Annotated in this window: 13 protein-coding genes; 7 read left to right on the forward strand and 6 right to left on the reverse strand. The window is 66.9% G+C overall.

Annotation, left to right across the window (positions count from 1 at the left end; genetic code table 11):
• Positions 1 to 72 precede the first annotated feature (72 nt).
• The 3 genes from rraA (at position 73) to MRBLAR12_RS12980 (ending at position 4129) form a co-directional block, all read left to right on the forward strand.
• Positions 73 to 549, forward strand: coding sequence for a ribonuclease E activity regulator RraA (rraA, locus tag MRBLAR12_RS12970; RefSeq protein WP_229991976.1), 477 nt, complete (start codon positions 73 to 75; stop codon positions 547 to 549).
• Between the two features lie 136 nt (positions 550 to 685).
• Positions 686 to 2344, forward strand: a complete 1659-nt coding sequence (locus MRBLAR12_RS12975; RefSeq protein ID WP_229991975.1) for an MDR family MFS transporter — start codon at positions 686 to 688, stop codon at positions 2342 to 2344.
• 309 nt (positions 2345 to 2653) lie between these two features.
• Positions 2654 to 4129: a sugar porter family MFS transporter gene (locus tag MRBLAR12_RS12980; protein ID WP_364746529.1), complete on the forward strand. Its 1476-nt coding sequence runs from the start codon at positions 2654 to 2656 to the stop codon at positions 4127 to 4129.
• On the opposite strand, the gene MRBLAR12_RS12985 is transcribed toward MRBLAR12_RS12980, so the two are convergent.
• The 5 genes from MRBLAR12_RS12985 to MRBLAR12_RS13005 all read right to left on the reverse strand — a co-directional run bounded on the left by MRBLAR12_RS12985 (position 4079) and on the right by MRBLAR12_RS13005 (position 9969).
• Positions 4079 to 5368: an MFS transporter gene (locus MRBLAR12_RS12985; protein ID WP_364746531.1), complete on the reverse strand. Its 1290-nt coding sequence runs from the start codon at positions 5366 to 5368 to the stop codon at positions 4079 to 4081. The genes MRBLAR12_RS12980 and MRBLAR12_RS12985 overlap by 51 nt on opposite strands.
• A gap of 37 nt (positions 5369 to 5405) precedes the next feature.
• Positions 5406 to 5891: a MarR family winged helix-turn-helix transcriptional regulator gene (locus MRBLAR12_RS12990; protein WP_229991971.1), complete on the reverse strand. Its 486-nt coding sequence runs from the start codon at positions 5889 to 5891 to the stop codon at positions 5406 to 5408.
• A gap of 169 nt (positions 5892 to 6060) precedes the next feature.
• The gene (locus MRBLAR12_RS12995; protein ID WP_229991970.1) at positions 6061 to 7209 is read right to left on the reverse strand and encodes a mannitol-1-phosphate 5-dehydrogenase; all 1149 of its coding nucleotides are present in this window, start codon (positions 7207 to 7209) and stop codon (positions 6061 to 6063) included.
• On the reverse strand, positions 7209 to 9191 hold the full coding sequence (locus tag MRBLAR12_RS13000; protein WP_229991969.1) for a PTS mannitol transporter subunit IICBA: 1983 nt from the start codon (positions 9189 to 9191) through the stop codon (positions 7209 to 7211). The genes MRBLAR12_RS12995 and MRBLAR12_RS13000 overlap by 1 nt, the downstream gene beginning before the upstream one ends.
• Before the next feature lie 58 nt (positions 9192 to 9249).
• Positions 9250 to 9969 (reverse strand): TetR/AcrR family transcriptional regulator, encoded by a 720-nt coding sequence (locus MRBLAR12_RS13005; RefSeq protein WP_229991968.1) that lies wholly within the window; start codon positions 9967 to 9969, stop codon positions 9250 to 9252.
• A gap of 182 nt (positions 9970 to 10151) precedes the next feature.
• Here MRBLAR12_RS13005 and ptsP point away from each other — a divergent pair, with 182 nt between their 5' ends.
• The 3 genes from ptsP (at position 10152) to MRBLAR12_RS13020 (ending at position 12691) form a co-directional block, all read left to right on the forward strand.
• Entirely contained in the window at positions 10152 to 11837 is a 1686-nt protein-coding gene (ptsP, locus tag MRBLAR12_RS13010) for a phosphoenolpyruvate--protein phosphotransferase (protein ID WP_229991966.1), read from the forward strand.
• 78 nt (positions 11838 to 11915) lie between these two features.
• Positions 11916 to 12335: a helix-turn-helix domain-containing protein gene (locus MRBLAR12_RS13015; RefSeq protein WP_229991964.1), complete on the forward strand. Its 420-nt coding sequence runs from the start codon at positions 11916 to 11918 to the stop codon at positions 12333 to 12335.
• Positions 12336 to 12469: 134 nt separating this feature from the next.
• A complete protein-coding gene (locus MRBLAR12_RS13020; protein WP_364746535.1) occupies positions 12470 to 12691 on the forward strand; it encodes a hypothetical protein in 222 nt (73 codons plus the stop codon).
• Positions 12692 to 12712: 21 nt separating this feature from the next.
• Here MRBLAR12_RS13020 and MRBLAR12_RS13025 read toward each other — a convergent pair whose 3' ends face one another.
• Positions 12713 to 13933, reverse strand: coding sequence for a PucR family transcriptional regulator (locus MRBLAR12_RS13025; protein WP_229991962.1), 1221 nt, complete (start codon positions 13931 to 13933; stop codon positions 12713 to 12715).
• Between the two features lie 245 nt (positions 13934 to 14178).
• Between MRBLAR12_RS13025 and ald the strand changes: the two genes are divergently transcribed.
• A complete protein-coding gene (ald, locus tag MRBLAR12_RS13030; protein WP_364746537.1) occupies positions 14179 to 15297 on the forward strand; it encodes an alanine dehydrogenase in 1119 nt (372 codons plus the stop codon).
• Positions 15298 to 15388: the final 91 nt, after the last annotated feature.

The following is a 15388-nucleotide window of genomic DNA, read 5'->3' on the forward strand; positions in this document are numbered from 1 at the left end:
TGATGATCTGTCTGGGGCCAGACTATCGTGGGGATCAAGATCCGCCGTCTACGTTTCAGCCAGGGAGAACCAGTGAACGCATCCGCCGTCAACACCGCCGACCTCTACGATGAGCGCGGCGAGGAGCTCAGCTCCTTGGCCGTGCAGTTCCAGTCCCTCGGCGGCCGGTCGCACTTCAGCGGGCCGGTCCGGACCATTCGGTGCTTCGAGGACAACGCGCTGGTCAAGTCGGTGCTGGCCACTGCCGGCAACGGCTCCGTGCTGGTGGTCGACGGCGCCGGCTCCCTCCGCACGGCGTTGATGGGGGACATGATCGCGGCGAGTGCCGTCGCAAACGGCTGGGCCGGCGTCGTTATCAACGGCGCCATCCGGGACCGGCTCGCTATCGCGGGGCTGCCGCTCGGGGTCAAGGCGCTGGGCAGCAATCCGCGCAAGAGCGCCAAGGAAGGCGCCGGGGCCATCGACGTGCCCCTGGAGATCGACGGCGTGGCCATCCGCCCCGGTGCGATGATCTGGTGCGACCCGGACGGAATCCTGGTCGAACGCTGAGGACTTTCTTCTCTGAGGTCATTTTTCGCCGGGGACATTTTTCGCAGGCGAGGTAGTGGCGGGAACATTTGAGCCAGTAACATAGTTACTGAAAGCAACTATCCGCTTGATCCCCACCCTTCACCTTGGAGCAGTCATGTCCAAAGCCACCTCCGCGCGCGCCGCTGGAGAGGTCCTGACCCACCGTCAGACCATCACCGTCATGGTGGGACTCATGCTCGGCATGTTCCTGTCCTCGCTGGACCAGACGATCGTGTCCACCTCGATCTACACGATCGCCAACGACCTCGACGGCCTTTCCCTGCAGGCCTGGGCCACCACCGCGTACCTCATCACCTCCACGGTGAGCACGCCGCTTTACGGCAAGCTCAGCGACATCTTCGGACGCCGCCCGTTGTACCTCATCGCCATCCTGATCTTCCTCGTCGGCTCGCTCTACGCCGGCTCGGTCCACTCCATGACGGAGCTCGCCATCGCCCGCGGCATCCAGGGCATGGGCGCCGGCGGCCTGCTGGCCCTCGCCCTGACCATCATCGGCGACATCGTGGCTCTCAAGGACCGCGCCAAGTACCAGGGCTACTTCATGTCGGTCTTCGGCATATCCTCGGTCCTGGGCCCCGTGATCGGCGGCGCCTTCGCCGGCACCGAGACCATCCTCGGAATCGACGGCTGGCGCTGGGTGTTCCTGATCAACATCCCGATCGGCCTGGCCGCCCTGACGGTGGTCTTCATGTACCTGCACCTCCCGGCCAAGCATGTGAAGCAGAAGATCGACTACTGGGGCGCGGCCGCCATCACGCTGGCGATCGTTCCGCTCCTTCTCGTCGCCGAACAGGGACGCAGCTGGGGCTGGAGCTCCGCCAACTCCTACCTCTGCTACGGCCTGGGCGTCGTAGGCATCATCGCGTTCCTGCTGGCCGAACGGCATGCCGCCGACTACGCGCTGATCCCGCTCCGGCTGTTCCAGAACATGACGTTCGGCCTGTCCTCGCTGCTGAACTTCATCATCGGCATCGGCATGTTCGGCGCCATCGCAATGCTTCCCATGTACCTGCAGCTGGTCAAGGGCCTGACGCCCACGGAGGCCGGCCTCATGATGATCACCTTCACGGTGGGCATCCTTACGGGCTCCATCACGGCCGGCCGGACCATCTCGGCGTCGGGCACGTACCGGATCTTCCCGATCCTTGGCACGGCGGTCCTGACCGCGGCCGCCGTCGTGATGGGCCTTTCCCTCGGCGTCGACACGCCGCTGTGGGTACCGGGCGCCATCGCCGTGTTCTTCGGTCTGGGCCTGGGCTTCTGCATGCAGCCGCTGACGCTGGCCATGCAGGTCTCCGTTCCGTCGAAGGACATGGGTGTGGGCACCTCCTCCGCCGCGTTCTTCCGCTCCATGGGCGGCGCGGTGGGCACGGCGGTGTTCATCTCGATGCTCTTCAGCCTCGCGGCGGACAAGATCGCCACGGGCATGAAGGACGCCGCGCAGAGTGCGGACTACCTCAAGGTGCTCAAGGACCCGGCCGTGGCGGCAGACCCTGCCAACGCCAAGCTCTACGAGTTCTTCAAAAACGGTGCCAGCAACGATTCGCTGAACGACACCAGCTGGTTGCACACCGCCAACCCGACGCTGACCCGCCCCATCACCGAGGGCTTCGCGCAGTCGATCGACGCCGTCATGCTCACGGCCGCCGTACTGACCGGCATCGCCTTCCTGATCACCTTCGCCCTGCCGAACAAGAAACTCACGGACCCGAAAGTGGCCGCCAGGGAAGTCGCCACGGCCGCAGCCCACTAGGGCGGTTCCGACCGCTGGAACACGAACACGGCAGTACACGTCACGGCAGGCAGTCTTCTGGGCTGCCTGTCGCCGTCGTCTGCCGTAAAACCGGGCCGCCAGACCGGGCCGCCGGACGGGGTGCCCGACGCCGAAAGCCTGCTCTGCGTGACGCCTTCGGTTCCGGCCCGGCAGGCGCAGACGACGGCACCGGCAAAGTGTATGTTTCATCTCACTTTCCGGTGGTTGTGACAGGCGGCACGCCGGGTCCGGTGTAAGACTGGGTAGTTGCGGCGAAGGCCGTGGACCGCGAACTGCCAAGGGAGCCGTATGACCATCACCCAGGACCAGACCGCCGCCAAGATCCCGAAACGGGTCATTTGGCTGGCCGTGGCGGGCGCCGTCGGCGGCTTCCTCTTCGGCTTTGACTCCTCCGTCGTCAACGGCGCCGTCGACGCGATCAAGGACGAATTCGCCCTCAGCGAGGCCGTGACCGGCTTCGCCGTCGCCGTGGCCCTCCTCGGCTGCGCGGCAGGCGCCTACCTGGCCGGCAAGGTAGCCGACCGCTACGGCCGGATCCCGGCCATGAAGCTGGGCGCGCTGCTGTTCCTCGTCAGCGCCATCGGCACCGGGTTCGCGTTCGGCGTCTGGGACCTGATCTTCTGGCGCCTGGTGGGCGGGCTCGGCATCGGCCTGGCCTCCGTGATCGCTCCGGCCTACATTTCCGAGATCTCCCCCCGCCACGTCCGTGGCCGCCTGGCCTCGCTGCAGCAGCTGGCGATCACCACCGGCATCTTCGCTGCCCTCCTCTCCGACGCCCTGTTCGCGACGTCGGCCGGCGGCGCCGACCAGGCCCTCTGGTTTGGTTTGGAAGCGTGGCGATGGATGTTCATGGCCGCCGCCGTCCCCGCCGTCGTTTACGGCTGGATCGCGTACACCCTGCCCGAATCGCCGCGCTTCCTGGTCTTCCAGGGCAAGAACGAGGAAGCCCTCAAGGTCTTCAAGTCGATCGCCCCGAACGAGGACTCGGACCGGCACCTGCGCGACATCAAGAAGGCGATCGACGAGGACAAGCTCGCCGGCCAGAAGGGATCCCTGCGCGGCAAGGCCCTGGGCCTGCAGCCGGTGGTCTGGATCGGCATCATCTTGTCCGTGCTGCAGCAGTTCGTCGGCATCAACGTGATCTTCTACTACTCCACCACCCTGTGGAAGGCCGTGGGCTTCCAGGAAAAGGATTCGCTCACCATCTCCGTGGCCACCGCCATCACCAACATCCTGGTGACGCTCGTCGCGATCGCCCTGGTGGACCGGATCGGCCGCCGTCCCATCATGCTGGCCGGCTCCATCGGCATGGCCCTCTCGCTGGGCACCATGGCCCTCGCTTTCAGCTCGGCCACCGGGTCCGGGGACGCGATCTCGCTGCCCGGCGCGTGGGGTCCGGCCGCGCTGGTCGCCGCCAACGTCTTCGTCATCAGCTTCGGCGCCTCCTGGGGCCCGCTGGTGTGGGTGCTGCTGGGCGAGATCTTCCCGGCCCGCATCCGCGGCCGCGCCCTGGGCCTGGCCGCGGCCGCACAGTGGACCGCCAACTTCGCCATCACCCTGAGCTTCCCCGTCATGGCCGCGGCCTCGCTGCCGTTGACGTACGCCATGTACGCGCTGTTCGCGGCCGCGTCGTTCTTCTTCGTGATGTTCAAGGTGCCGGAGACCAACGGCATGTCCTTGGAACAGGCCGAAACCCTGTTCGTCCCGAAGGGTTCAGCCAAGGAGTCCGCCCAAGACTCCGCGAAGGAGTCCGCCAGGGCCTGAGCCGGCGCCGTGTGAGGTCGCCGCTGCACTCAGCGACGTGAGGTAGCGGCGGCCGCCGAAGACCACGGCAATCGCGGCAACCATGGCCAGCGCGCCGGCGAAGAAGGGCACCTGCGGGCCGAAGTGCTCGCCCAGCTGCGCGGCGGCAAAGGGTGCCAGGGCGCCGCCCATCCAGCGCACGAAGTTGTAGCCGGCGGAGGCCACCGGCCGCGGCGAATCGGAAACGCCCATGGCCAGCTCCGTGTAGATGGTGTTGTTGACGCCTAGGAGCGCACCGGAAATGACCACGAGGACGACGACGGCGGGCACCGAGTGCCCGGCGGCCAGGCCCAGTCCCACGAGGTCCAGCATCAGCAGGACCAGTGTGCCGATGAGGACCCGGACTGCTCCGAAGCGGTTCTGCAGCACGGGGGCGGCAAACACCGAGAAGACAGCGACGGCGACACCCCAGCCGAAGAACACGCCGCCGATTCCGTAGGCGTCCATGCCCAGGATGAAGGGCGTGAAGGCGAGGACGGTGAAGAAGCCGTAATTGTAGAACAGGCCGCTGGCCGCCGTCCTCCGCAGACCCCTGTGACCCAGGGCCAGCAGCGGATCCCGGAGCCGGACCTTCCGCTCGGGCAGCGGGGTCTTGGGCAGCAGCGCAATGAGCGCGATGAAGGCGGAGGCCATCAGCACGGCGGTGCCGAAGAACGGGGCGCGCCACTGCCAGCCGCCAAGCAAAGCACCCAGGAGCGGGCCGAGGGAAATTCCCAGGCCAAGGGCGGCCTCGTACAGGATGATCGCCGTGCCGGGACCACCGCTGGCGACGCCGACTATCACCGCCAGTGCCGTGGCCACGAACAAGGCGTTGCCCAGTCCCCAGCCGGCCCGGAAGCCGATGAGCTCAGCCACACTGCCCGACGTGCCGGACAGCGAGGCGAACACGACAATCACCGCCAGGCCAATCAGCAGCGTCCGCTTCCCGCCGATCCGGGAGGAGACGTAGCCGGTGATCAGCATGGCGACGGCGGTGACCAGGAAATAGCTCGTAAAGAGCAGCGAAACCTGGCTCGGGGAGGCGTCCAGGTTTTTGGCGATCGCCGGCAGGATGGGGTCCACCAGCCCGATGCCCATGAAGGCGAACACCGCCGCGAGGGCCGTCGCCCACACCGCCTTGGGCTGTTTGAGCAGCGAGGCCTTCTCGGCCTCGAGGGTAACTTCGGCTGCCGGCAAGGTGTCGGCGGGGTGGCCGTACATGGGGGCACTCCTCAATGATGGGAAGTTCGGTGGAATATCAGGCCTGGAGCGTCGCGTTGATCCTGCCGATGACCGGAAGGGCGGCGGCGAGGGCGGCACGGTCGTCGTCCGAAAGGCACGAGAGGACGCCGGCCATGACGGAGTTGCGGCGCTCATTGGCGGCGGCGACGGCGGCGAGGCCGGCTTCCGTGAGGGTCACGCGGACGGCGCGGGAGTCGTTGGGGTCCGGTTCCCGGCGGGCGAGGCCGGCACGCTCGAGCTTGATGATCTGTTCGGTGGCGCTGGGCACCTTAACGCCGAGGTTTCGGGCGATTTCGCCCACACGCACTCCACTGGCGGAGGAAGCACGGCCGCCTGTTGCGGGTCCGGCGTCCATCAGCATCTTGAGCAGGCTGAGCTGGGCGGCACTGAGTTCGCCGTCGGCATCCAGACGGCGGACGAGGTAGATGCTGTGGCGGAGGGCCTCGCGGAAGTCCTGGGCGAGAGCAAGAAGGCCGGGGTCAGCCGGTTCACTGGCGTTCATAGTTAGGTAGCCTAACAGTTAGGCAACCTAACGGTCAAGGAAGGCGAGTTGCCCTATCACTCTTGGTCGTTAAAACCGGCGAATGGGAACCATAAGTGATAGGGCAACGGAAAACACGCCGACGCCGGAACTCACGTGAGTTCCGGCGTCGGCCCAGCTAGGGCGTTGATCAGACGACGGCCTTGGCCTCCTCGATAAGGGAGGAGACAGCGGCGAAGAGCGGGTGGTCCGCTGCCAGGCCGGTGATTGTCTCCGTGGCCTCGTCCGGCGTGGACGCGGAGAGGATTTTCGCCAGCTCCACGGCCTCGGCGTCGGCCGGATCGTTGAAGCGCAGGGCCGCAGCAATCGCCCCGAGCAGCGCTTCGGGGACAATTCCGCGTTCGGCCAGCTCGGCAGCGGGGCCGATGAAGCGTTCGTGCCGGCTGAGTTTGCGCAGCGGGGCGCGGCCCACCCGGTTGACGGTGTCCGGCAGGTGCGGGTTGGAGAAGCGGCCCAGGATCTTCTCCACGTACGCCTCCTGATCCCCGCGGTTGAAGCCGTGCTTGGCCACCAGCAGCTCCTTGGTTTCGTCCAGGACGGCGCGCACGTCGGCTGCGACGTCCTGATCGGCCATGGCCTCGGAAATCTTGCCCAGGCCGGCCTCGAAACCGAAGTAGGCTGCAGCCGCGTGCCCCGTGTTGACGGTGAACAGCTTCCGCTCGATGTACGGCTCCAGATCGTCCACGAAGGTCGCGCCCGGTATCACCGGTTCCTTCCCGTCGAACGGCGTACGGTCGATCACCCATTCATAGAACGTCTCCACCGTGACGTCCAGGCCCTGCCCGGCTTCCTGGTTGGGCACAATCCGGTCCACCGCCGTGTTGGCAAACACGGCGGCAGCGTCCAAGGACCCGGCGGCCGGATCCCACTGGGCAGCAACTTCGGACTTGAGGATGTCGGTCGCGTTGATCGCGTTCTCGCAAGCCATCACCTGCAGCGGCGCCAGCCCGGGGGCGCGGGCCGCGATCCCCTTGGCGATCGCAGGCGCCACAAACTTCAGGATGTGCGGCCCGACGGCGGTGGTGACGATGTCCGCCGTGGCGATTTCGGCGACGACGGCGGCTTCCTGGATGCCGGAGTTCAGCGCACGGAAGTTATCGACGGTACGGACTGCGGGATTCTCTCCCACTTCGTGGACCTGGTAGCTGTCCGCGGCGGCCAGCTCGGTGATGAGGGCGTCCGCGACATCGGCGAACACCACCTCATACCCGGCCTCGTGCAGCAGCAGGCCCACGAATCCGCGCCCGATGTTTCCGGCTCCGAAATGAACAGCCTTCACTAGTCGTTGACCTTTCCAAAGAGGGCCAGCACTTCGTCAACCGTGGTGGCCGCCTCAAGCTGGGCCACCTGGGCCTTGTTGGTGAAGACCTTGGCGATCGAGGACAGGATGTGCAGGTGTTCGTTGTTGACGCCGGCCACGCCGACCACGAACTTCACTTCCTTGCCGTTCCAATCAATGCCGTTCGGGTAGCGGATCACCGACACCGCGGACTTCATGATGTGGTCCTTCGCGGCGTTGGTGCCGTGCGGGATCGCAAGGAAGCTGCCCATGTAGGTGGAGACGGATTCCTCCCGTTCGTGCATGGCGTCCACATAACCGGAGTCGACGGCGCCGCGGTCCAGCAGGAGCTGCCCGGCCTCGTCGATCGCGGCGTCCCGCGTGGTGGCGGTGCCGTTGAGGACCACGCTTTCGGCCACCAGGATGCCTGCGGGACCCGTCTCGGCGTCCGGCTCGGCCCCTGCGGGGGTTTCCGGCGTTTCGACGGCGGCAGCAGGGGCCGGGGCGCCGGCCGGGGCCGCTTCGCCGCTCGTGTTGCTTGCCTCGACCAACTCCACGATCTCGTCGTACCGCGGGCTGTTCATGAAGTTGTCCACGGAGACATGCACGGCGCTGGCGGTCGCGGGCTTGGCCCGCTCGGTCAGGTCCTGGTGGGTAATGACGACGTCGTACGTGTCGGTGAGGTTGGCGATGGCGGAGTTCGTGACCTTGACGTCCGGGAAACCGGCGGCCTTGATCTTGTTGCGGAGCACCGAGGCGCCCATCGCACTGGAGCCCATGCCGGCGTCGCACGCAAAGACGATGTTCTTGATCGGGGTTGCGAGGACAGCGACGCCGCTGGCACCCACGCCCTCACCGATCAGGGCCGCGGAAACCGAGCTCTTCTTGCCCTTCAGGGCCTCCATCCGGTGCGTGGCCTGGTCGAGGTCGTCTTCCGCGGGCGCCTTGCTGGCCTTCAGGATCACCGAGGCGATGAGGAAGGACACCGTGGTGGCGAACAGCACGGAGAGCGTCACGCCGACGTAGCTGTCGCGGGCTGTTGAGGCGTAGACCGCGATAATGCTGCCCGGGGCTGCCGGGGACCGGAGTCCGGCGCCGGTGACCACGAGCGTGAAGATGCCGGTCATGCCGCCGCCGATTGCTGCGAAGATCGTCATCGGCTTCATCAGGACGTACGGGAAGTAGATCTCATGGATGCCGCCGACGAACTGGATGACCGCCGCGCCCGGCGCGGACGCCTTGGCCAGACCCTTGCCGAAGATTGAAAAGGCGAGCAGGATGCCGAAGCCCGGACCGGGGTTGGCTTCGAGCAGGAACAGGATGGACTTGCCCTGCTCGAGTGCCTGCTGCGTGCCCAGCGGGGTGAGGATGCCGTGGTTGACGGCGTTGTTGAGGAACAGGACCTTCGCGGGCTCGATGAAGATGCTCGTGAACGGCAGGAGGCCGTTGAGGACGAGGAATTCGACCACGGCGCTGGCACCATTGCTGAATGCCTTCACCACCGGGCCGACCACCAGCATGCCGACGACCGCCATGGCGGCGGCAAGGATGCCTGCCGAGAAGTTGTCGATCAGCATTTCGAAGCCGGGCTTCACGCGGCCTTCCCAGATCTTGTCCAGCTTCATCATGATCCAGGCGGTGAGCGGGCCAAGAATCATGGCGCCGATGAACATCGGGATGTCGGTACCGACGATGACGCCCATGGTGGCCACCGCACCCACCACGCCGCCGCGCACGCCGTAGACCATCCGGCCGCCCGTGTAGCCGATCAGGAGCGGGAGCATGTACGTGATCATCGGCCCCACAAGCTTGCCGAGCTCCGCATTGGGGAAGAAGCCCGCCGGGATGAACAGTGCCGTGATGAAGCCCCAGGCGATGAAGGCGGCGATGTTGGGCATGATCATTCCTGAGAGGAACGTCCCGAATTTCTGGACGTGTACCCGCACGCTGGTGCGTGGTTTCGCAACTGTCTCTGTTGCCATGTGAATTCCTAACCGTCGTTCCCGCTGCTTTGCAGGATGGTCCGATAATTTCGCCGAGCTAGCTGGTGGAGATCCGGTGGAGCCATTCGAGGAAGAGCTTGAGTTCTGAGCTGGAGAGCTGGTCCGAGTGGGACGCCTGGAGTGCTGCGTTCAATGCGATGGCCGCCACAACCACTGAGGATTTTCCGCTGTCAACAGAGCCGTTGTCCCGGGCCTGCTCGGTGGAAACCGCAAAGATCATGGCGTCGCGGGTCATGGAGGAGAGCTCGAGGTTGCGCTCCGGCACCTTTTCCGCGATCAGCATGAGGGTCACGCCCACGTTGGCCGCCAGGATGGACCTGGCCGCCTCTTTGGGCGGGACGTTGAGCTGGCCGGAGACTGCCGCCTTGTTGAGCATCTCCTCCATGAGGGCCTCGGCATCGGCGACGATCGCCGGACGGCTCTCAGGGCGGATATTGCCAAACATGACGAGATACAGTTCCGGCTGTTTCAGCCCGAACTGGACGTGGTTGTCCCACATCCGGCGGATGTCCTCCAGCGGCTGGCCAGAGGGCGCGAAGTCACGTTCGCCCGCGACATATTCGTCAAAACCGGCTGCGACGACGGCGTCGAACAGCCCTTCCTTGTCACCAAAGTGGTGGTACAGGGTCGGTGCCGTAACACCGGCCAGCTGTGTGATCTGGCGGGTCGAGACTGCGGATCCGCCTGAGTTGGCCAGAAGCTCGGCAGCCGCGCGCAGCAGCCGGGCCTTGGGTGGTAGCTGGCCATCGATACTCATAACCGCTACCCTAGCACCTATAGCAACGCTATATGAACTGCATCACATACAATTTTTGCAGGTGCCGTGACCCGCCCGTTGACGTAGCCGTCAGCCGCAGGCACAAATGATCCCCAGGGTCAGCGGCACCTGATTTACCGGCTTAGTGGCCACTGGCCTACGACAGAGAATGAGGACCTTCAGTGCAGAACTTCCCAGGAGTAGGCGTTAGCCCCGGCCGCATCATCGGCACCATCCGGCAGATGCCCAAACCGATCAGCGAACCGCCCGCCGGAGAGCAGCTTCCCGCCGGCGTCACGGCGGAAGACGCGACGGCGGCACTGAAGGCCGCGGCGAAATCCGTCCACGACGAACTCAAGGCCCGCTCCGAGACCGTCACCGGCGACGGCAAGGCCGTCCTCGAGGCCACGGCCCTCATGGCCACCGACACCATGCTGCTCAAATCCGCCGCCAAACTGATCGTCCGCGGCACGTCCGGGCAGCGGGCGATCTGGGAAGCCGGCGCCTCCGTCTCGGAAATGCTGCACAACCTCGGCGGCTACATGGCCGAGCGCGCCACGGACGTCCTGGATGTCCGGTCCCGGATCGTGGCGGAACTGCGCGGAGTTCCCGCGCCGGGAATTCCCGTGTCCTCCGCTCCGTTCATCCTCATCGCCGAGGACCTGGCCCCGGCCGACACCGCCACCCTGGATCCGGAAAAGGTCCTGGCCTTGGTCACCGCCGGCGGCGGACCGCAGTCCCACACCGCGATCATTGCCCGCTCGCTCGGCCTGCCGGCCGTGGTCGCCGCCGTCGGGGTCGACGAACTCGCCGACGGCACGGAGGTGTACGTGGACGGCGCGGCCGGCCTCATCACCGCGAACCCGGATGAGTCCCAGCGGGCGGCAGCAGCCCACTGGGCCGCCACGGCGTCGCTGCTGTCCGCTTTTGACGGGACGGGCACGACGTCGGACGGCCACCTCGTTCCGCTCCTCGCCAACGTCGGCGGCGCCAAGGACGCCGTGGTCGCGGCCGGCCTGAACGCCCAGGGAGTGGGTTTGTTCCGGACCGAGTTCTGTTTCCTCGAGCGGGACACCGAACCGACCGTGGAGGAACAGGCCGCCGCCTACAAGGGCGTCTTCGACGCCTTCCCAGGCAAGAAAGTGGTGCTCCGCACGCTCGACGCCGGCGCGGACAAGCCGCTGCCGTTCCTGACCGACGCCACCGAGCCCAACCCCGCACTGGGTGTCCGCGGCTACCGGACCGATTTCACCACGCCCGGGGTCCTCGAGCGCCAGCTGCAGGCGATTGCGCAGGCCGAGAAGGCGTCCGAGGCCGATGTCTGGGTGATGGCCCCGATGATTTCCACCGCGGAGGAGGCGGCCCGTTTTGCCTCGCTGTGCGCCACGGCAGGGATCAGGACCCCCGGCGTCATGGTGGAGGTCCCCTCGGCCGCCCTGACGGCAGAGGCCATCCTCCGCGAAGTCGGCTTCGCAAGCCTGGGCACCAACGACCTCACCCAGTACGCCATGGCCGCCGACCGCCAGCTCGGCCCCCTGGCCGCCCTGAACACCCCGTGGCAGCCGGCCGTGCTGCGGCTCGTGGGCCTGACAGTGGAGGGTTCGGCGGCCGAGGGGCACAACAAGCCGGTGGGCGTGTGTGGCGAGGCCGCCGCGGACCCGGCCCTCGCCGTCGTCCTCACGGGGCTGGGCGTCACCACACTGTCCATGACCGCGCGGTCCATCGCGGCCGTCGCCGCCGTGCTGAAGACCGTCACCTTGGCCGAAACGCAGGAGCTGGCCAAGCTGGCCTTGTCGGCGCCGAGCGCAACCGAGGCCCGGGCATGGGTCCGGGCAAAACTGCCGGTCCTGGAGGACCTTGGGCTGTAACCGCTGGTCCGCAGGAGGGGCCGCGGGTGGGCCCACCGGCGGGCCCATCCGCTGCGATGCAGCCGCTAGGATGCACTCATGGCACTGATAGCTCCGCGGGTGACGGCCGGCCTCCCGGCCGAGGACGCGCAGAAACTCCGGTACGCCCTCGACGGCAGCGACGACATCACGGTGTTCGTCGACGGCACCGTCCACCGGCTGCCGCCCGCGGCGCGGGACGCCGTCGTTGATTTGCTGGGCCGCTTCAGCCGCGGCGAGTCCGTGACCGTCAGCAGCGTCGAGGAGATGCTGACGACGTCCCGGGCCGCGGAGCTTGCGGGGATCTCGCACACGTACCTGCGGAACATGACCGATCGCGGCGAGATCCCCGTCGAATACCGCGGAACGCACCGACGGATCCGGCTGGCCGACATCATGGCGTGGCTGGAAACTCAGAAGAAGAATAGTACGGGCGCCGGGACACCGGCCGGCCATGATGGCGAGGGCGCCGGTGTTTAAGGAACAGATGCTTCATGAACGGATGCTTCATGAAGCGGTGATAAGGATCAAGCAACGATCCCGCTTCTGGGCGGAAACACTTATATGCCGCGGGTTACGCTTGAATTGTGGGTAAATTCAGAGGGTGGCACATCATGGCAGGGATCGCCGCCATGCTGCTCGCTGGCATCCTCGGAACCGCGATGGGCCTGAACAACACCGCCACTTATTTGGCCAGCGGCGTCGCTTTCGTTGCGGTGTCACTCTGGGTGGACAGCCGGATTTCCCGCCACCGCACCGCCGTCCGCAAGACCGGTCCCGACGCCGGCCAGGACGCGAAACTGGCCCTCGACGATTCCTCCAAGCGCGAGGGCTGACCCGAGGGCTACAGCGCGCCGCTAGATTCTGGGCCGGCCCGCCCAGCGCCGCGCCTTGAGCGCAGCATGCAGTTCCAACCGCACCATTCCCTTCAACGGGTCCACGCCCAGCAGCTGGCGGATCCGGCCCAGCCGGTTGTAAATGCTGCTCCGGTGCAGGTGCAGCTTGGCCGCGACTTCCTGGACCGAACCGTCGTTGTCGTAGAACAGCTCCAGCACCGGCAGCAGCTCGCGGTTGCGGTCATGGTCCTCGAGGATGCGGAAATACACCGATCCCGCGTCCGCCCAGGCCCCCGCGCCGCCGCCGGCCGAGGCCAGCAGCTGGTAGACGCCGGTGGCCCGGCAGTCGACAAGCTCGCCCAGCTGCGGATCCACTGCCGCGGCCTGGGCCGCCTGCCGTGACTGCCGGTAGGCCTCGGCGAGTTCCCGCGGCTTGGCAAATCCCTCGCTCGTACCCAGGATGATCCGCCGGACCGTGCGTCCGGAGCGTTTGGCGAGTTCCAGCTGGTAGTGGACCAGCACCTGGGCGTGGTCCGCGCGTCCTGTGGATTCCTTGAAGAGCACCACCGCGTGGGTCTCGGTACCGGCGCTGAACAGGGCGGCGTCCACGCCGATAGTGGCCTGCAGCGCCGCGGAGCGGTGAATGAGTGTGTCGGCGAAGGGGTCCGAGCCCCCTGCCCAGCCGTCCGCGTCCAGGACGGTCACCAGCTGCCAGGGCCCCTTGCCCTGGACCTCTTTCCAGCCCGCCACGGCCGCCGCCGCGTTGGCCTCGCCGGCGCAGGCGGCCAGGAACTCCTGCTCACGGCGGCGGCGGAACTCGGACTCGGCCGTGTTGGAATCCAGCAGCAGGGAGGACAGCTGCTCCAGCTCCGGCGCCACGTCCTGCAGCTGGGTGAGGACGGTCGCGGCACTTGGTTCCTCGGCGTCGAGCTGGACCCACAGGTACCCCACCCGGAAGCCGCGCACCAGCAGCGGCACGCACACGCGGCCCAGCATGCCGAGATCTTCGTTGGCCGGCACGACGACCGGCCGGACCGCCGTCGCAATCCCGTGGGAGAGCTGCCATGCGATGACGTCCACGGGGACCCGCTTGCTGAGCAGGAAGTTCACCCGGACGCGGTCCGCATGCGATTGGTTCGAGCTGTAGGCGAGGAGCAGACCGTCGAGGTCCTCGAGGGAGAGACCGCGGCCCAGCCGCTGCGCCACCTGCTCCACGAGCTGCTCCACGTCCTGCTGCTGCATCCTGCCAGACTACTGCCCCGGCCGGCCGCACTGCGAATGCATCCGCGACGGACACGAGCCGACACCTGACGCCCGCCGTCTCGACAAATGTCTATTCCCGGATTTGAAAAACCCCGGAATAACGCGGCCAGTGCCCGGCGCCCGGCAGCGGCACCTGTCGCGTGCCTCACAGCGGGATTTATTCTGGAAGTACGAATCCCCCCGCTCATCCAGGCCCACAGGCCTACACCCACTGGAGCTATCAAATGATCATCGGCGTACCCAAAGAGATCAAGAACAACGAGTTCCGCGTCGCCATCACCGCGGCCGGCGTCCACGAATTCCGCACCCACGGCCACGTGGTCCTGGTAGAGCGCGGCGCGGGCCTGGGCTCGGGCATCACGGACGAGGAGTACGCGATCGCCGGCGCCGAGATCGTCGCCGAAGCCGACGACGTCTGGGGCCGCGCCGATATGGTGATGAAGGTCAAGGAACCGGTCAAGGCCGAATACCACCGCTTCCGCAAGGGCCTGATCCTCTTCACTTACCTGCACCTGGCCGCCGAGCCGGAACTGACCCAGGCGCTCATCAACTCCGGCGTCACCGCCATCGCCTACGAGACCGTCCAGGAAGGCCGGACCCTGCCGCTGCTGGCCCCGATGTCCGAGGTTGCCGGCCGGCTGTCCGTGCAGGTGGGCGCCACCTCCCTGATGGCCCCGGCAGGCGGCAAGGGCGTGCTGCTCGGCGGCGTCCCGGGCGTCCGTCCGGCCAAGGTTGTTGTCCTGGGCGCCGGTGTTGCCGGCACCAACGCCGCCGCCATGGCCCTGGGCCTGGGCGCCGACGTCACCATCCTGGACATCAACATCAACCGTCTCCGCGAACTGGACGCCCAGTACCAGGGCCGCCTGAAGACGGTCGCGTCCAATAAGTACGAGATCGAGAAGTCCGTGGTCGACGCCGACCTCGTCATCGGTTCAGTCCTGATCCCCGGCGCCAAGGCCCCGAAGCTCGTCACCAACGAGCTCGTGTCCCGGATGAAGCCCGGCTCCGTGCTGGTGGACATCGCCGTGGACCAGGGCGGCTGCTTCGAGGACACCCACCCCACCACGCACCAGGAACCGACGTACAAGGTCCACAACACGATCTTCTACTGCGTCGCCAACATGCCCGGCGCCGTCCCGAACACCTCCACGTACGCGCTGACCAACGTCACCCTGCGCTACGCCGTCTCGCTGGCGAACCTGGGCGTCAAGGCTGCGTTCGAGCGCGATGCGGCCCTGGCCGCCGGCCTGAACATCGCCGGTGGCAAGGTTGCGCACCGCTCGGTCTCCGAGGCGCATAACCTGCCCCTCGTCGCCGACTGGCACGAGCTGGTCTCCGCGTAACCAGCTGGTCTCCGCGTAGGCGCCACCGCATCGGCTGCCCCGTAACCGCCCTTTTGGACCCCCAAAACGGCGGTATCGGAGCAGCCGACTG

It is taken from the genome of Arthrobacter sp. LAR12-1-1.1, from assembly GCF_040676555.1.
GTDB lineage: Bacteria > Actinomycetota > Actinomycetes > Actinomycetales > Micrococcaceae > Arthrobacter.